The following is a 16365-nucleotide window of genomic DNA, read 5'->3' on the forward strand; positions in this document are numbered from 1 at the left end:
CCACCCCCTTCTCGCGGGCCCAGTCCTATCTGCCAATGATGTCGTACGCGTCAAGGGTGGAGAAATCGCCGACCAGCCGCTGGACAATTGATCAATTAGCCACAGTGGTGCTGGTGGGACCCGTTGAGCCTGTCCCGAGTCGGAAATCAGACCGATTGGCTCGGTCCGGTCAACTGCCGGCGTACCGCCCAGAGGGCCGCTTCCGTACGCGACGCCGAGCCGGTCTTGCGCAGCAGGTTGGACACGTGCACGGTCACCGTCCGGACCGAGATGCCCAATGATCGGGCCACCTGCTTGTTCGACATCCCGGCGGCCAGGCACCCGAGCACCTCGACCTCCCGCGCGGTCAACTCCGCGCCGATCGGCTCGGGCGGCACGCTCAGGTGCTCCGGCGACGGCTCCCCCACCAGTCCGTCCGGCCCGTGCCCGCCCCGCGTGGCGATCAGCTCGGTGAGCCGGTACGGGTTCCCACCGGTCCGCTCCCGTACCGTCTCGACCAGTTGCCGGTCCACCGGCCCGTCCGGGTACACCTGGGCCAGCACCGCCGCCACCTGGTCGGCGGTCAACGCGCCGAGGTGCTGGCGTACGGCACCGGGCGCGCCGGTGAGACGGGCGAGCGTACGCGCGGCAAGCTCGGGCGCCAGCGCGGTCTCCGGTGGCCGGCTGGCGACCACTAGCAGGACCGGCAACTCCGGCGCGGCGGCCAGCTCGCCGATCAGGTTCAGGCTCGCCGGGTCGAGCGCGTGCAGGTCCTCGACCACGATCACCGCCGGTCCCGCCCCGACCAGCGCCCGTACGGTCGCCACGGCCAGCCGGAGCAGCGTGCCGGGGGCGTACCGCTCACGGGGTGCGTTGGGGTGCTGGGCCAGCCAGGCCAGCGCGTCGGCGGGCAACGGAAGACCGGTCGTGTCCCGGCCGCTGAGCACCGCCGCCAACCAGTCGTACGGCGCCGGATCGTGCACCCGGGCGGTGCCGAAGAGCACGTTGCCCGGTCGCGGGTCGAACCCGTCCAGCGCGGCGGCGACGAGCAGGCTCTTGCCCACCCCGGCCGCCCCGGTGATCACGACCGTACGGCGGGCCGGCGGATCCGAGCCGGCCAGGCTGGACCAGGCGCGGGCAAGCTCGGTCAGCTCACCGACGCGCCCGACCATGGCGACCGGCATCATGGATCAACCCTACGCAACACTGCGTAGAGACGATCCGGTGCTCCGCTTGGCATGCTGCACGGCATGAACCTGCGCCTGCGTACCGCGATCGTCAGCGACCCCGGCCTGGTCCGCACGAACAACGAGGACGCCGCCCACGCGGGCGAGCGCCTGCTCGTGGTGGCCGACGGTGTCGGCGGGCAGCCTGCGGGCGAGGTCGCCAGCGAGATCGTGATCCGGAACCTGCTGCCGCTGGACCGTACCCCGATCGACGGTGACCCCACGACGGCGCTCACCGGGGCGCTCGCGGCGGCCAACCGGCAGATCGCGGAGGTCGGCCGGACCGACCCGAGCCGGACCGGCCTGGGCACCACGGTCACCGCCGTCCTGTTGACCGGCGACCGACTGGCCCTGCTGCACGTCGGCGACTCCCGCTGCTATCTCGCGCGCGACCCGAACTTCTACCAGTTGACCAGGGACGACACCTTCGTCCAGGAGCTGGTGGACCGGGGCGCGCTGACCCCGGAGGAGGCCCACCGACACCCGCAGCGGTCGATCATCACCCAGGCGGTGCAGGGCGGTGAACTCGTACCGGCGACCGTGGTCGTACCGGTGGTGGCCGGCGACCGGCTGCTGCTCTGCAGCGACGGCCTATCCGACGTGGTCGACGACGACGCCATCGGCGAGGCGCTCGCCCAACACACCGAACCCCAGCAGTGCGCCGAGCAGATGGTGAAGCTCGCCCACCAGGGCGGCGCCCCCGACAACGTCACCGTCATCATCGCCGACCTCATCCCGGCCTAACCCTCACCACCTCTCCTCAGCTCCTTGATCACGAAGAGTTCGGCTCGCTATGACCGGCCGAACTCTTCGTGATCAAGAAACGTAATCAGGAGAAGTGGTCAGAGGCCGAAGACGTCTTCGGCTGCGCCGTCGCGGGCGCCGTCCACGAAGCCACGGAAGGCGGGGTCCTCGCGGTCGGCGGTGACGCTGGTGACGGTTTCCCCGGTGGTCTCGGCCACCGCGTCGACCAGCGGGGGGTAGTCGAGTTCGACGTCACCGAGATCGTCCTCGTCCGCCTCGGCCAGGTTCAGCACCTGCTGGAGGTCGTCCGCCGAGGTGTCCTGGTCGGTCGCCCAGGCGTGCCCGATGGAGTAGCACTCGTCGTACAGCCCGCGTTGATCGTCGGTCCAGTCATCGTCGTAGTCCGGCACGCTGCGCCTCCTTCGGGGGCCGTTCCCTTTGCAGCATGCCCGCCCGCAGCCTGAGCACGAGCAGGGACGACAAAACTCGCGTACCCGTACGCCTCTAGAGGATTACGGCGCGAGCCGCCGTACCGGGCTCGACGGGAAGGCGTACGGAGAGCGGGTCGGGGCAGAGCCGGACGAGTTCCGGCAGGACCACACCGAGCGGGGCGTCGATGGTCAGCGCCGAGTACGTGTCCCCACGGGTCGGACCCTGGTTGACGATCACCACCGGGATGCCGAGTTTCGCCGCCCGGATGACAAACCGGCGGCCGGACATCACCGCCAACGACGACCCGAGCACCAGCAGCATCCTGGCGCTCTCCACCAGGTCGAAGCACTGTCGGACCCGGTCCGGGGGCACCGTCTCGCCGAAGAAGACCACATCCGGCTTGAGCGTGTCGCCGTCACACGCCGTACAGGCGACCATCCGGAACCGGTCGACGGCCTGGTCCGACAGGTCCACGTCACCGTCCGGGTTGACCGCCGTCGCCTCCGCGTCGAACTGCGGGTTCGCCAGGCCGAGGCGCCGGTCCAACTCGGCCCGGGAGGTCAGGTCACCGCAGCCCAGGCAGATCACCTTGGCCAGGCTGCCGTGCAGCTCCACCACCCGGTCGGCGCCGCCCGCCTGGTGCAGCCCGTCCACGTTCTGGGTGACCACGCCGGTCACCAGCCCCCGCTGCTGCAACTGGGCAACCGCGCGGTGCCCGGCGTTGGGGCGGGTCCGGGCCATCCGCCGCCAGCCGAGGAAGCTGCGCGCCCAGTAGCGCTGCCGGGCGACCGGGTCACCGGTGAAGGTCTGATAGGTCATCGGGCTGGTGCGTACCAGGGCTCCGCTCGGCCCCCGGTAGTCCGGGATCCCCGAGTCGGTGGAGAGTCCGGCGCCGCTGAGCACCACAACGTCGCCGCCGGCCAGCGACCCGGCCAGCTCGGCGCACTTCTCGGCCGTACCCTCATGCACCCGTCCATGCTGCCGCACCCGGAGGCCGATCGGCCAGGCGCGGCGAACAACGTGGGCCAGGACTCAGACGGTACGGTGCAGCCGACGACAATTCCGTACGATTGAGCGCTTTCGCCCGTTTCACGAATGGCTGACGGGAGCATTCCCGCGCACCGCACCGGGCTCCGTGGCGGTTAGCTGAAGCAGAGCGGCCACGTACCACCCGCGCGGATCGGAGGAACCATGCCGTTCACCGGTAGCCACCCCGCCGCCGTCCTGCCGTTCCTGCGTACCGGGCTGGTGCCGTCCGCGCTGGTCATCGGCAGCATGACACCGGACCTGCCGTACTTCGTCCCGCTCCGGTTCTCCGGGAGCACCACCCACACCCTGACCGGGGCGCTGACCGTGGACGTACTCCTGGGTGGGTTGGCCTTCGGGGTGTGGCAGGCGGTGCTGGCGCCGTTCGCGATCGCGATGGCCCCGGCGGCGGTGCGGGAGCGCATCGACCCCAAGCTGCCGCGTGGTCTCCTGCACCACCTGCGAAGCTGGCGCCGACTGGGGCTGCTGGGCGCCTCACTGGCGGTCGGTGCCGTGACCCACGTCGTCTGGGACTCGTTCACCCACGTCCCCGCCTGGGGGCCGGCGCACATCGCCTGGCTGAATGGGATCCACGCGGGGATCCCCGGCTACCGCTGGGTGCAGTACGGCAGCACCGTCGTCGGCGGGGCGGCCCTGGTCGGCTGGTTCACCCACTGGATGTACACGAGTACGCGGCGGCCGAGCACCGATGCTCCGGTGGCGATGCCGCCCCTGGTAGCACACGCGGTGTGGGCCCTGATCGGGTTCGCCACGGTTGCCGGGGGCCTGCTCGCCGCCCGCCCCGCCTACCTGAACGGCTCCGGCCCGTACGTCACCGTGTTCCTGGGGTTGACCAGAGGCGGTGGGGCCGGCTTGATCGCGGCGCTGGGCTGCGCCCTCGGCTGGTTCTACTACCGCAAGCAGGTAGTGACGAACCCATTGCCGCCTCGGCAGTAGACGGATGCAGCAACGCCTCCGCGCCGAGCAGGGGCGGAGGCGTGATGCCGAGAAGGGTCAGTGCTGCTTCGCCAGGCCAACGAACGCGCGCCACGCCTCCGGCCCGAAGGCCAGCGTGCCGCCGTCACGATCCTTGGTGTCCCGGACCAGGACGCGTCCGGGGAGGTTGTCGGCCACCTCCACGCACGCGCCGCCGTTGTCAGTGGATCGGGACGATCTGCGCCATTGCGCACCGGTCATGTCGTACATGTCTCTGCCCCTTTCTCGGTCACTTCGGCAACAGGGTCAGCGCTGCTTCGCGAAGCCGACGAACGCACGCCACGCTTGAGGCGCGAACGCCAACGTGCCGCCATCGCGGTCCTTCGTATCCCGCACCAGTACGCGCCCAGGTTGGTTGTCGGCCACCTCCACACAGGACCCGCCGTTGCCACCGGACTTGGTTGACTTCCGCCACTGGGCGCCGGTCATGTCCATGTCCTCGCCACCTCCTTGATCAAGCTGAGGGAGTACAGACCCATCTGTCGAGGTCAGTGCTGCTTCGCCATACCGACAAAGGCGCGCCACGCCTCCGAGCCAAAGGCCAGTGTGCCGCCGTCACGATCCTTGGTGTCCCGCACCAGTACGCGCCCAGGAAGGTTGTCGGCCACCTCCACGCACGAGCCGCCGTTGACACCCGAGCGGCTGGACTTACGCCATTTCGCACCCGTCATGTCGTCCATGTCTTCACCGCTTTCTTGATCAGCTCGATGGATTGCGCCCTGGCGAGGGAATCACTCCTGATCGCCTCCCAGAGTCCCTGAAGGGTGACGATGTCATCGGCACCGGTGAGCACCTGCGCACGAACCTGATGGTCGACCTGGGAGACAACCGTTCCGTCCTGATAGGTCGCCAAGATGAAGGCGCCCTGCAGCCCAGGGTAGACGCCAGCCTCCCGAGGAACCACATGTATGTCGATGTTCGTTTGCTCGGCACAGGTCAGCAGATGCTCAAGCTGCTCCACCATCATCTCGGGCCTGCCATGCACTATCGGCCGGTACAGGATCGTCTCGTCGATCACGAAGATGAACCGTGTCGGACGGTCACGCTTGAGCGCCTCCTGCCGTTCTAGTCGGGATGCCAACAACTGCTCGGCCGTCTCGGAGCTGATCCGCGCGTCCCGCAGCACCTGGCGTGCGTACGCCTCCGTCTGCAACATGCCGGGTAGGTAGAGCGGCTCGAACCAGCGCAGGAGCGTTGCCTTCTGCTCGTGCACGAGCCAATCCCGATGCCAGACCGGCTCGGCCTCGATACTTGCGAACTTGGCCAGGAGCCGGGTGTAGACGCCACCGGTCTGGAATGCCTTGTCGATGGCAGCGACGTAGTCAGCGGTTGGTGGTCGGTGCTGGGTCTCCACCGAGCTGACATGAGTTGGCGAGAACTTGATCTGGCGCGCCCACTCCTCCTGGGTCATCCCTCGGCACGTACGTGCCGCGATCAGTTCCTCGACCAGTAGATCAATCAAAGCGCTCATCTACTCAACCTCCACTCGGATTCCCTCGGCAACTACTCAACCCACGCGCCACTACGCGTATCGCCGTCTGACCAGTGCGAATAGCCCGTGAGCCTATCGACCTTAGTGCAGTCCTATTCAGACTGTCACCTATGCGGGACCGCTCGAATCCGGCTACCCGATCGCCCTGCGAAAGGACGGGCGGAACCGCGCGGACCACCCCGGCCTTCCCCACCCCCGGGGTGGTCCGCTTCCAATACCGAGCAGGAGGTGCGCGATGTTCAGAACCATTCGCGATTGGTGGACCACCCACCGATCCAACCCCGCGAAGATCAAAGAGGAATCGACCGAGCTGTGGCGTTCCAGTGCCCCTATGGGGGCTCTTCAGTCCCATGAGATCTGTCGCAGTTGATGTCCCGGTAGATGTGTCACAAGATCAGTGGTCCGGGCGGTATGACTGCTGGGCATGGCGAACCGGCGGCAGGTCATGACCGCGTTGGATGCCCTGCTCGCAGCAGGCGTGAAGATCGATAACGTGCAGCAGTGGTGCCGCGACAACGGCGTCAACGCCCGCACCTACTACCGACACCGGGCTCGCATCGAAGCCGAAGGGGCATGGCGGCAACGATCCCGACGACCGCACCACAGCCCCTCCATCACACCCCCGGAACTGGACGCGTGGATCTGCAAGCTCCGCGCCGACCTCGGTGTGGACAACGGCGCGGACCACATCCGCGACGAACTCCAACGCATCGCCTCCGAAACCACCCCCGCCTGGGCGGTACCAGCACGATCGACCATCAACCGGGTCCTCGCCCGCCACGACCTCCTCGACCGCAATCCCGCCAAACGACCCCGCAGCTCCTGGCGCCGCTTCGCCTACGCCCAACCCCGAGACTGCTACCAGATCGACGCCACCGGCCTCACCCTCGCCGACGGCACCCCCGTAGTCATCTTCGACGTCCTCGACGACTGCACCCGCATGCTCGTCGCCTGCCGAGCCGCCCCCGCAGAGACCGCAGCCGCCGCGATCACCAGCATCCGCCGAGCATTCACCGACCACGGCCCACCCGCGATCGTGCTATCCGACAACGGCCTGGCATTCACCAGCCGCCTACTACACACCAACGCCGGCCCCTCACGCTTCGCCAAAGCCGTCCACCACTACGGCACCCGCCTGATCCACTCCAGTCCCTACCACCCACAAACCTGCGGCAAGGTCGAACGGCACCACCAAACCCTCAAAAAATGGCTCCGCGCCCAACCACACCAACCCCGCACCCTGCGACAACTACAACACCAACTCGACACCTACCGCGACCACTACAACCACCGCCGCCACAGCGCCCTACCCGGACGAGCAACCCCGCACCACGCCTGGACCACCGCCCCACAGCACGGCAGCCCCCAAGCACTACCGATCCAAACCGACGCAACGATCCATCGCACCCGCGTCACCGAGACCGGCACACTCCACGTCGGCCAAACCCGGATCGGCATCGGCCGCGCCTACCACGGCCAAACCCTCACCGCGATCCGCGACAACAACCACATCACCGTCTACACCACCAGCGGCCACCCCCTCGGCCACGTCACCATCACCCCCGGCAAGAGCTACACCCCACTCACACCAACCCACTGACACATGTCCCGGGACACCCCTTTGACAGATGACCCGGGACATGACAGCCCCTATGGGGGCAGCGGATCGCCACAGCCCGACGTGGCACAGTGCGCCGACGGCCGAATACCGCCCGAGGATCATGACTTTGGGGCAGTTGACCGCGTACCGGGTGGTGCGGTCGCGGTGAGCGGTCCGTTTCGGCTGCGGGTGGGGGAAATTCTGGACCTGACCGCCGGGAGCTATCTGATCAGTCCCGATCCGTCGAGCGCCAGGCTCACAAACCTTCGGGTACGTGTAAAGCACGTCCCGCCCGGCACCACCGGCTGGCAGGGCGACTGGCTGAGCCTGCTCGCCGTCGAACTGCTCCCCGGCGACGTCGACGGCCGGGACCTCGCCCTGGTGGTGCACCGCCGCGCCCTCACCGAACGACCACACCCGCAGCCGCCACCGGCCACACCGGCGGCACCGGCACCGGCACCGGTGCCAGCGCCGCCCGTTCGAGAACTGACCGGCGCGTTCGCGTCAGACCGGGGACTGCACATACCGCTGCGTCCGATGTGGTTCTGCCGTGTCGATGCGATGCCGTGGCCGTGTGCCGAGGCGCGGCTCGGGCTGACCGAGGGGTACCGGGGGCTGGAGATCAGTCTCTGCTGTTACCTCGCCATCCAGTTCCAGCAGGCGTTGACCGACCTGCACACACTCAACCCGGACACCGCGCCGGAACCGCGCGCCCTCTACGAACGGTTCCTCGGCTGGGTGCAGGTACGCCGGAACCCGTGAGCGAGCTGACGAAGGTCACCGTCAACCTGACACCGGCAGCCGAGGCGGCGTTGACCAGACTTGCGGTTGTCCAGCGGGATACGCGTACCGATGCGTTGAACCGGGCTTTGCGACTGGCCGCGCTGATGCTCGACCTGGCCCCCGACGGACATTTCACGCTCGTCCAGCCGGACGGTTCAGTCGACCGCGTCCACCTTGTGTGAGGAGCCAGGAGCACCGCCCCGCCCCGGTCGGGCCGTATGACGCGTCAATGTTGTACATCGTCTTTGAGGTACGTACATCAAAGACGATGTACGAGTCGAAGGCGTTAGTTTTCCCAGAGCGAGCGCCGGGCGAGGTCCGGTCGACTGCGGCCGAACGCGAGGTCCAATTTCCGCCGGACTCGCGACCGCTGATCGAGCACTCTTTCCTCCATGCACACGACACTGGACGGAAAAGCGGCACTGGTGACCGGCGGCGGCCGGGGCATCGGGGCGGCGGTGGCGGTACGACTGGCCGAGAACGGCGCCGACGTCGCGTTCACCTATCAGCGCGATGCTGAGCACGCGGCACAGGTGGTGGAACAGATCAAGGCCACCGGGCGGCGGGCGTTCGCCATCCGGGCCGACAGCGCGGACGTGAACGCGTTGACCACGGCTGTGGATGACGTGGCGGGCGAGTTCGGCCGACTCGACATCCTGGTCAACAATGCCGGACTCTTTCTCGTCGCCCCGGTCGAGGATCTCGGACCGGCCGAGTTCGACAGTACGGTGGCGGTCAACGTGCGGGCACCGTTTGTCGCGGCGAAGGCGGCGGCCCGGCACATGGTCGACGGCGGAAGAATCATCAACATCGGCAGCAACATGGCGGAGCGAGCGCCGTTTCCCGGTTTCTCGCTCTACGCGATGAGCAAGACCGCGCTGATCGGGTTGACCAAGGGACTCGGGCGGGACCTCGGTCCGCGCGGCATCACCGTGAACCTGGTCAATCCCGGCCCGACCGATACCGACTCGAACCCGGCGGACGGTCCCGCCGCCGAGACCATCCGGGGGTTCACCGCCCTGAACCGGTACGCCGCACCCGCCGAGATCGCGGCGGCCGTCGCCTTCCTCGCCAGCGACGACAGCCGGTACGTGACCGGCGCGTCCGTCAACGTCGACGGCGGCTTCACCATCTGAACCGGCCCGCGTGAGCCCCCGCCCACAGAAGCCGTGCGGGGGCTGACGCGTCGGCACGGCCTGGCTACGAGGCCAGCCGGTCCGGCAGGCGTACGGGCGCGGCGAGCGCGTCGGCCAGGTCGTTGAGGTCCAGGTCGAGCACCTCCGCGAGCGCGGCGACGGTGAAGAAGGCGGGGGTCGCGATCGCCCCCCGCTCGATCTTGCGCAGGGTGTCCAGGGAGATGCCGGCGCGCAGCGCCACCTGGGCGGCACTGCGGGTGCCCCGGGCCCGTTGCAGGATCCGGCCCAGCGCGAGTCCCCGTTCCCGTTCGTCCTCGGTCAGCGGTGTACGAACCATGGCCTGGATAGTAATCCTAGTATTAAAATACCAGCATGGTTGTGCTCAAGTCAGAAGCCGAGATCGCGACGATGCGGGAAGCCGGTCGGGTCGTCGCCAACACCCTGGCCGCGGTTGCCGCCGCAGCCCGGGTCGGCGTACGCCTGATCGATCTCGACGAACTCGCCGCCGGGCTCATCGCCAGCGGTGGCGCCAAGCCGTCGTTCCTGAACTACCACCCCGCCTGGGCACCGATCCCCTACCCGGGCGTGCTGTGCCTGTCGGTCAACGACGACATCGTGCACGGCATCCCCGGCCGCCGGGCGCTGGCCGAGGGGGACCTGCTCTCCATCGACTGCGGGGCCTACATCGACGGCTACCACGGCGACGCGGCGATCACCGTCGGCATCGGGCAGATCGACGAGGCCGCCCGACGGCTCTCCGACGCCACCGACCGGGCCCTCGCCGCCGGCATCGCCGCCGCCAGGGTCGGCGCCCGGATAGGCGACATCTCCCACGCCGTCGAGACCGTCGCCCGTGAAACCGGGTACGGACTGCCGGACGGCCTCGGCGGTCACGGCGTCGGCAAGGCCATGCACGAGGCGCCCTCGGTGCCGAACACCGGCCCGGCGGGCCAGGGCATGCCGCTGTCCGAGGGGCTGGTGATCGCGATCGAGCCGATGCTGCTCGAAGGCGGCGGGAACCGGTGCCGGACCCTGGCGGACGGTTGGACCATCGCCACCGTCGACGGCAGCCGGGCGGCCCACTTCGAACACACCATCGCCGTCACCGCCGACGGCCCGGTCATTCTGACCGCACCCTGACCGGCACCGCCGCCTCGCGCGGCGGTTCGGCCAGCGCCCCCGGGTGTACGCCACGGACGAGCAGGTAGCCGATCATCCAGAACTCGCCCACGGTCGCCGGGATCACGAGGGCGTCGGCGACCACGCCCGCGTCGGGGGCGAGGTATCCGACAAACGCCCCGAGTACGTACCCGACGCCGCCCACGATGAGGATCCACCCCAGGGCGCGGGGCATGAATCCCGAGCGGTGCACGCACACTCCCATCGGGATGAGCCACAGTCCGAAGAAGAGTCCGCCCACCGTCCACAGATGGCCGCTGATGACGTACATGAGTTGGGCGGTGGTCGCCGGGTCGCCGAAGGGTGCGACGGCCACCTCGGTCGCGGTCGCGAGCAGGGCCGCGCTGCCGAGGACCGCGACGGCGTTGACCAGGCCGAAGGCGGCGATGCTGGCGGCGGCGACGGAATCGACCGTACGGAACAGCCGGTAGAACCAGACCGCGGTGAGCGTCTGGGTGAGCACGACGAGCAGTTCGAGGGCGATCCCGGCGCGTGCCAGGGACTCGTGCTCGACCAGGTTGGCCAGGGTCGCACTCGGGTCGTCGGCCACGAAGAGTTGCTGACGGATGGTCAGGAAACCGAGTGCTCCGGTGACGGCGAGGCCGAGATAGAACAGCCCGGTCGCGCGCGCGGTACGGACCAACGGGTGCATGGTGGCTCCTTCGGGTGAGCCTTACAACGTAAGGTAACCATACAATGTAAGGCCACGAGAGGGAAGAGGATCGATGGCAGCGAAGAGACCTCGGGAGCCGCTGAGCCGCGAGCGCGCCCTCGCGGTGGCGATCGCCATCGCCGACAAGGAGGGGATCCCGGCGCTGACCATGCGTCGCCTCGCCACCGAACTCGGCGTCGAGGCCATGTCGCTCTACCACCACCTCCCCGGCAAGGAGGGCCTGCTCGACGGCCTCGCCGAGGCCGTCATCGCCCAGATCGAGGCCGAGGTCGCCCGCACGGCAGAGACAGGGTCCAAAAAGGATTGGCGTACGCGACTGCGCCGGCGGTTCCTCTCGGCGCGCGAGGTCATGCTCCGTCACCCCTGGGCGCCCGCCCTGCTCAGCTCCCGCCCCACCATCCCCACAGCCGTGTACGCCTATTACGACGCGATCGTGGCCACCCTGGTCGACGGCGGATTCTCGTACCGGATCGCCCACCGAGCGATCCACGCGTTCGGCAGCCTGGCCCTCGGGTTCGCCCAGGAGATCTTCCGTCCCGCGTCGGCGGGCGGGAACACGGACGTCGACGTCGCGGAGGCGGACCTGGCCGCCATGGCCGGGGCGCTGCCCCACCTGACCGCGATGGTCGCGGCCGAACTGCACGACCTGTCCGACCCCACGCTGGGCTGGTGCGACAGCCAGGTCGAGTTCGAGTACACCCTCGACCTGCTCCTCGACGGACTCGAACGCGACCGCGGCTGACGCGTTCCGGACCGGAAGTGTGACCGGGGTCACGTCGGGAGGAGAACCGTGGAGCAGGTGCGGTTCGTCTTGCCTGATGTGAGACGAAGCTTGGACGGACTCGACGAGGGTGAGTTGCTGCGTCGCGTCGCCCGGGGCGATCGGCGCGCCTTCGACGAGTTGTACCGGCGTACGGCGCCGTGGTTGACCGCGCGGTTGCGGCGGCGGTGCGCCGACGAGGACGTGGTGGCCGAGGTCCTCCAGGAGACGTACCTCGCGGTGTGGCGCTCCGCCGGAAGTCAGGCGCACGCGGTGGCCGGAGGCAGTGCGATCGGCTGGTTGTGGACGATCGCCGCCCACCGGCTGGTGGACGCGTTCCGGCACCGGGCCCGGCGCGATCGGGTGCCGGCGGTGCAGACCTTCGAGACGGTGGCTCCGGCGGCCGAGGAGGAGGCACTGGCCGGCGAGATCGGCGCCGATATGGAGCGGGCCCTGCTGGCGTTGCCTGCAGAACTGCGTCAGGTCCTGCGCGCGATGGTCCTCGACGGATTGACCACCCGCGAGACCTCACTGCTGCTCGGCATGCCGGAAGGAACCGTGAAGACCCGCGCCCGGCGGGCCCGGATCGCAATGCGGGAGGCACTGTCATGACCACTCACCCCACACCGGCACTGATCTCCCGGTACGCCGAGGGTGACACCGGTCTCGACGACGCCACCGCCTGGGCGGTGGAGGCCCACCTGGAGTCGTGCGCCGCCTGCCGGGCCCTGCTGGCCGACGCCGTCGACCCGGGCACCCGGGACCTGTTGGATCGGGTGGCCGCCGGAATCGCCACCGGAATCGCCACCGGCCCGGCTCCGACGCGTCACCGCCGGCTGCGGCGTACGGGGGTCACCGGACGGGTCCTGCCCTGGCTGCTCACGGCGGCCACGCTGATGCTGGTGGCCGTCCTGTTCGAGCGGACCTTCGTCAGCATGCCCTCCCTGGTGCTGCTGATCGCCCCGATGGTGCCACTGCTGCCCGTGGCGGCGGCCTGGAGCAGGCGCCTCGATCCGGCCTGGGAGCTGATGGCCACCACGCCCCGTACGGGGTTGTGGCTGCTGTTGCGCCGTACGTTGGCGGTGCTGGTGGCGGTCGTTCCGGTGCTGGCGGTGGCGGGTTGGGGAACAGGACACTCCCCGGCGCTGTGGCTGCTGCCGTCGCTGGGCTTCACCGCCGGGACCCTGGCGCTGGGCGGGTTGGTCGGGGTGGACCGGGCCGCGCTCGTACTGGCGGTCACCTGGTCCGTGGCGGTGGTGGCGCCGAGCCTGGCCAGCCGGCAGCTCCCGGCCATCCTGGCCGACGGCAGTTGGCCCGGATGGACGGTGGTCACCGTCGCGATGGCGGCCGTGGTGCTCCTCCGGGCGGGCGAATACCGCCGTCTCGGCGTCGACCGGACCTGATCCCGCTCGACCGAACACCCCTGCATCCCGTCCGACGGGAGCACTCCGACGTCCGCGAGGACGTACCAGGCATGACGAATGGAGAGATCATGATGCGTACGGTCAGCGTGGCGGAGACCGCACCGACCACCTACGCGTGGGCCGTGCACGCCGAGAAACTGCAGGTCCGAGCCGGCCGGCACCTGGCGGTCAACGGGCTCGACCTGGCGCTGGGCACCGGCGTGCACGGACTGCTCGGACCCAACGGTGCCGGCAAGACGACGCTGATGCGAGCCCTGGCCACGGTGCTGAAACCCGCCGGAGGGCGGCTGACCCTGCTCGGCGAGGACGTCACCGGCAACGCCGACCTGCCCAAGGTACGCCGCAGCCTGGGCTACCTCCCGCAGCAGTTCGGCTTCTACCCGCGCTTCACCGTCCGGGAGTTCGTCGAGTACATGGCCTGGCTCAAGGAGATGCCCAGGACGGTCGTCCCCGGCGCGGTGCAACGGGCCATCGAACGGGTGGGCCTGGCCGACCGCGCCGACTCCCGGATGAAGACCCTCTCCGGGGGCATGCTGCGCCGCGCCGGCATCGCCCAGGCGATCGTCAACGACCCGGAGGTGCTGCTGCTCGACGAGCCGACGGTCGGCCTGGACCCGGAACAGCGCCTCGACTTCCGCGAGTTGCTGCGCGAGATCGGTGTGGACAGTTGCGTACTCGTCTCCACCCACCTGGTCGAAGACGTCGCGGTGGCCTGCACCGACGTGGTGCTGGTCAACGAGGGTCGGTTGGTGTGGCAGGGCACCGCCGGACAACTGGCCCAGCAGGGAGGCCCCGGCGACGCCGGTGACAGCGCCACCGAGCGCGGGTACTCGGCGTTGCTCCGGGCCCATCGTGGGCAGGTGTCGGCATGACGGGGCGGTTCCTGCGCGTCGAGCTGCGCCGCTCGGCGGCCGGCGGCATCGCCCTGTTGATGCTGGTGGTCGGCACGGCGATGCTGCTGTCGTCCACCCAGTTCTTCGCCGGGCGGTGGATGCAACTGGCGGTCAACACCCGGTCGATGCTGATGGTGCTCCTGCCGTTGGCGCTGGCCGGTGGAGCGTGGCTGGGCCGGCGGGAGACACGTCACCGGGTCGACGAGCTGTTCGCCAGCACCGTCAGGCCCCGGTGGCACCGTGTCGTCCCGACCGCCGGCGCGCTCGCGATCGCGGTGGTGACCGCGTACGTCCTGGTGTTCCTCATCGCGGCCGGATGGGTGGTGCCGACATCGGAATACTTCCCGACCGCCGCGATCGTCGTCACCTCGGTCGGGGCCCTGTCCCTGGTCGCCGCCGGTTGGCTCGGGATGGCCGCCGGCCGAGCGGTGCCCCGGGTGATCACCGCGCCCGTCCTTGCCGTGATCGGGTTCGCCCTGGTGGGGTTGGCTCCGGAGCTGGTGATGACGCCCGACCTCAACGCCGAAATTGCCAGATTCCGGCCCGAGCCCTCGGCGGTGCTGCTCGTACCGGTCTTCAGCGGCGGCCTGGACGACCTCCAGACGATCGTGACGCGGATCAGCCTGCTCCAGACGCTGTGGCTGGTGGCCCTCGCGACCACCGGACTGCTGCTGCTGAGCGCGGTCGGCCGGCGTGCCACCGTACTGGCCGTACTCCCGGCGGTGCTCGGCGCGGCGGTGGCCGTACCGCTCCTGCCGGCCGGCGGGACCCGCGGGGCAGCCGCCGTCGACCCGGTCGCCGCCGAGCTGGTCTGTGACGCAGAAGGCCCGCAGGTCTGCGTGACGCGGGTGCACGCCGGGCTCCTGCCGGACCTCGTCGGCCCGGCCCGGCAGGCACTGACCATGATGGCGGCGAAGCTACCCAACGCCCCCACCCGGGCGGTGCAGAGCCAACAGGTCGCGTACTGGGCGCAGCTCGTCCCGGACTCGGCCCCGCCCCGGCACCAGGCCGACACGATCGTCTTCGACACCCCCACCATCGGCCGCACCGGGCACGCCGAGCTTTCCGCCGATTTCCTGCCGTCCCTGCTGCTGGCTCCGTGGGAGCAGGAATGCGGCGAAGGGTCGGACCTCGACGAGGCGTACCTCGCCCAGGTGGTCGCCGCCGCCTGGCTCAGTGGTCAACCACCAACCCCGCCGCCGGGCTGGGAACCAGTGGAAACAGAGCAGGCGAAGACCGCGTACGAGGCGTTGATGGCCCTGCCGGAGGCCGAGCAGCAGCGTCGGATGGCGGCGGCACGCGACGCCGCCATGGACTGCCGGGCCGACGGCCTCCTGGCGATCCTGCCGGAGGAGAACTCATGAGATGGCTGAAACTGCACCTGCGCTCCCGGCGGGTCCCCCTCGCACTGACCACCGCGACATCGACGATCGCGCTGGTGTGGGCGCTGTCACTGGCCTACACCGACTCCCCGACCATCAACGCCCGTACGGCCAGCGTCACCATCGTGCTCGCGGTGATCGCGCTCGGCACCACCCTCAGCGGTGCCGACGATGCCCTCGACCGCACCGCGTCGGTCAACTGGCCGGTACGCCGGGCCGGGCACCTGCTGCTCGGCGCCGCCGTGATCACCGCCCTGTTGCTCCTCACCACGGTCACCGACGCGAGCTTCGAGCCGCTTACGCTCGTGCTGCGCAACACGGCGGGTCTGCTCGGACTCACCGCCCTCGGCGCCGCCCTGTTCGGCGCCGCCCTGGCGTGGATCGCCCCGCTCACCTGGACCCTCGTCGCGGTCATGCCGTTCATGGGACCCAGCCGGGAACTGAAGATGCAGCTTGCGAGCTGGCTGATCCAACCCACCGGCACCACCGCCGCCACCGTCTGCGCCATCGTCCTGGCGGTGACCGGTCTGCTCGCGTACGCGTTGCGCGGGTGCCCCCTGCGACCCGCCTCCGAAACAGCCCCCGACCAGTGACGCTCCCCCACCGGCCGCAGCGGGCCCGTCCCAGTACGGACGAGCCC

The 16365-nt window shown here is 69.6% G+C and carries 22 protein-coding genes; 13 read left to right on the forward strand and 9 right to left on the reverse strand.

Annotation, left to right across the window (positions count from 1 at the left end; translation table 11 throughout):
- Window positions 1-146 precede the first annotated feature (146 nt).
- Window positions 147-1166, reverse strand: coding sequence for a helix-turn-helix domain-containing protein (locus tag OIE47_RS11765; protein WP_326561538.1), 1020 nt, complete (start codon window positions 1164-1166; stop codon window positions 147-149).
- A gap of 63 nt (window positions 1167-1229) precedes the next feature.
- Here OIE47_RS11765 and OIE47_RS11770 point away from each other — a divergent pair, with 63 nt between their 5' ends.
- A complete protein-coding gene (locus OIE47_RS11770) occupies window positions 1230-1949 on the forward strand; it encodes a PP2C family protein-serine/threonine phosphatase (protein ID WP_326561539.1) in 720 nt (239 codons plus the stop codon).
- A gap of 98 nt (window positions 1950-2047) precedes the next feature.
- On the opposite strand, the gene OIE47_RS11775 is transcribed toward OIE47_RS11770, so the two are convergent.
- Both OIE47_RS11775 and OIE47_RS11780 read right to left on the reverse strand, forming a co-directional pair.
- Complete coding sequence (locus tag OIE47_RS11775; RefSeq protein ID WP_326561540.1) at window positions 2048-2359, reverse strand: hypothetical protein; 312 nt, start codon at window positions 2357-2359, stop codon at window positions 2048-2050.
- A 94-nt stretch (window positions 2360-2453) separates the two neighbouring features.
- Window positions 2454-3350, reverse strand: coding sequence for an NAD-dependent protein deacetylase (locus tag OIE47_RS11780; RefSeq protein WP_326561541.1), 897 nt, complete (start codon window positions 3348-3350; stop codon window positions 2454-2456).
- A 222-nt stretch (window positions 3351-3572) separates the two neighbouring features.
- Between OIE47_RS11780 and OIE47_RS11785 the strand changes: the two genes are divergently transcribed.
- The gene (locus OIE47_RS11785; protein ID WP_326561542.1) at window positions 3573-4364 is read left to right on the forward strand and encodes a DUF4184 family protein; all 792 of its coding nucleotides are present in this window, start codon (window positions 3573-3575) and stop codon (window positions 4362-4364) included.
- 57 nt (window positions 4365-4421) lie between these two features.
- Here the strand turns inward: OIE47_RS11785 and OIE47_RS11790 are convergent, their stop codons facing one another.
- From OIE47_RS11790 to OIE47_RS11805, 4 genes are read right to left on the reverse strand one after another with little or no spacing between them, the layout of a single operon-like run.
- Window positions 4422-4604: a DUF397 domain-containing protein gene (locus OIE47_RS11790; RefSeq protein WP_326563061.1), complete on the reverse strand. Its 183-nt coding sequence runs from the start codon at window positions 4602-4604 to the stop codon at window positions 4422-4424.
- A 45-nt stretch (window positions 4605-4649) separates the two neighbouring features.
- Window positions 4650-4838: a DUF397 domain-containing protein gene (locus OIE47_RS11795; RefSeq protein WP_326561543.1), complete on the reverse strand. Its 189-nt coding sequence runs from the start codon at window positions 4836-4838 to the stop codon at window positions 4650-4652.
- A gap of 53 nt (window positions 4839-4891) precedes the next feature.
- Window positions 4892-5074: a DUF397 domain-containing protein gene (locus tag OIE47_RS11800; RefSeq protein WP_326563062.1), complete on the reverse strand. Its 183-nt coding sequence runs from the start codon at window positions 5072-5074 to the stop codon at window positions 4892-4894.
- Entirely contained in the window at window positions 5071-5874 is an 804-nt protein-coding gene (locus OIE47_RS11805; protein ID WP_326561544.1) for a helix-turn-helix domain-containing protein, read from the reverse strand. Before OIE47_RS11805 ends, OIE47_RS11800 begins: the two co-directional genes overlap by 4 nt.
- Before the next feature lie 445 nt (window positions 5875-6319).
- Between OIE47_RS11805 and OIE47_RS11810 the strand changes: the two genes are divergently transcribed.
- The 4 genes from OIE47_RS11810 (at window position 6320) to OIE47_RS11825 (ending at window position 9414) form a co-directional block, all read left to right on the forward strand.
- Window positions 6320-7495: a DDE-type integrase/transposase/recombinase gene (locus OIE47_RS11810; RefSeq protein WP_326559317.1), complete on the forward strand. Its 1176-nt coding sequence runs from the start codon at window positions 6320-6322 to the stop codon at window positions 7493-7495.
- 165 nt (window positions 7496-7660) lie between these two features.
- Entirely contained in the window at window positions 7661-8257 is a 597-nt protein-coding gene (locus tag OIE47_RS11815; RefSeq protein ID WP_326561545.1) for a hypothetical protein, read from the forward strand.
- The gene (locus tag OIE47_RS11820; protein ID WP_326561546.1) at window positions 8254-8460 is read left to right on the forward strand and encodes a hypothetical protein; all 207 of its coding nucleotides are present in this window, start codon (window positions 8254-8256) and stop codon (window positions 8458-8460) included. The genes OIE47_RS11815 and OIE47_RS11820 overlap by 4 nt, the downstream gene beginning before the upstream one ends.
- A 210-nt stretch (window positions 8461-8670) precedes the next feature.
- Window positions 8671-9414 (forward strand): SDR family NAD(P)-dependent oxidoreductase, encoded by a 744-nt coding sequence (locus OIE47_RS11825; protein ID WP_326561547.1) that lies wholly within the window; start codon window positions 8671-8673, stop codon window positions 9412-9414.
- A 64-nt stretch (window positions 9415-9478) separates the two neighbouring features.
- Here the strand turns inward: OIE47_RS11825 and OIE47_RS11830 are convergent, their stop codons facing one another.
- Window positions 9479-9751: a helix-turn-helix domain-containing protein gene (locus tag OIE47_RS11830; protein ID WP_326561548.1), complete on the reverse strand. Its 273-nt coding sequence runs from the start codon at window positions 9749-9751 to the stop codon at window positions 9479-9481.
- Between the two features lie 35 nt (window positions 9752-9786).
- Between OIE47_RS11830 and map the strand changes: the two genes are divergently transcribed.
- Entirely contained in the window at window positions 9787-10554 is a 768-nt protein-coding gene (gene map, locus OIE47_RS11835; protein ID WP_326561549.1) for a type I methionyl aminopeptidase, read from the forward strand.
- Here the strand turns inward: map and OIE47_RS11840 are convergent.
- On the reverse strand, window positions 10535-11245 hold the full coding sequence (locus OIE47_RS11840) for a DUF4386 domain-containing protein (protein WP_326561550.1): 711 nt from the start codon (window positions 11243-11245) through the stop codon (window positions 10535-10537). The two genes, map and OIE47_RS11840, sit on opposite strands and share 20 nt — an antisense overlap.
- A 73-nt stretch (window positions 11246-11318) precedes the next feature.
- Here OIE47_RS11840 and OIE47_RS11845 point away from each other — a divergent pair, with 73 nt between their 5' ends.
- The 6 genes from OIE47_RS11845 (at window position 11319) to OIE47_RS11870 (ending at window position 16318) form a co-directional block, all read left to right on the forward strand.
- A complete protein-coding gene (locus OIE47_RS11845) occupies window positions 11319-12008 on the forward strand; it encodes a TetR/AcrR family transcriptional regulator C-terminal domain-containing protein (RefSeq protein ID WP_326561551.1) in 690 nt (229 codons plus the stop codon).
- Window positions 12009-12086: 78 nt separating this feature from the next.
- Window positions 12087-12638: an RNA polymerase sigma factor gene (locus OIE47_RS11850; RefSeq protein WP_326561552.1), complete on the forward strand. Its 552-nt coding sequence runs from the start codon at window positions 12087-12089 to the stop codon at window positions 12636-12638.
- Window positions 12635-13429, forward strand: coding sequence for a zf-HC2 domain-containing protein (locus OIE47_RS11855; RefSeq protein WP_326561553.1), 795 nt, complete (start codon window positions 12635-12637; stop codon window positions 13427-13429). The genes OIE47_RS11850 and OIE47_RS11855 overlap by 4 nt, the downstream gene beginning before the upstream one ends.
- A 92-nt stretch (window positions 13430-13521) precedes the next feature.
- On the forward strand, window positions 13522-14322 hold the full coding sequence (locus OIE47_RS11860; protein ID WP_326563063.1) for an ABC transporter ATP-binding protein: 801 nt from the start codon (window positions 13522-13524) through the stop codon (window positions 14320-14322).
- Complete coding sequence (locus tag OIE47_RS11865; protein WP_326561554.1) at window positions 14319-15707, forward strand: hypothetical protein; 1389 nt, start codon at window positions 14319-14321, stop codon at window positions 15705-15707. The genes OIE47_RS11860 and OIE47_RS11865 overlap by 4 nt, the downstream gene beginning before the upstream one ends.
- Entirely contained in the window at window positions 15704-16318 is a 615-nt protein-coding gene (locus OIE47_RS11870; protein WP_326561555.1) for a hypothetical protein, read from the forward strand. Before OIE47_RS11865 ends, OIE47_RS11870 begins: the two co-directional genes overlap by 4 nt.
- Window positions 16319-16365 lie beyond the last annotated feature (47 nt).

Origin of the sequence: Micromonospora sp. NBC_01796 (assembly GCF_035917455.1) — a bacterium.
Classification (GTDB): Bacteria; Actinomycetota; Actinomycetes; order Mycobacteriales; family Micromonosporaceae; genus Micromonospora_G.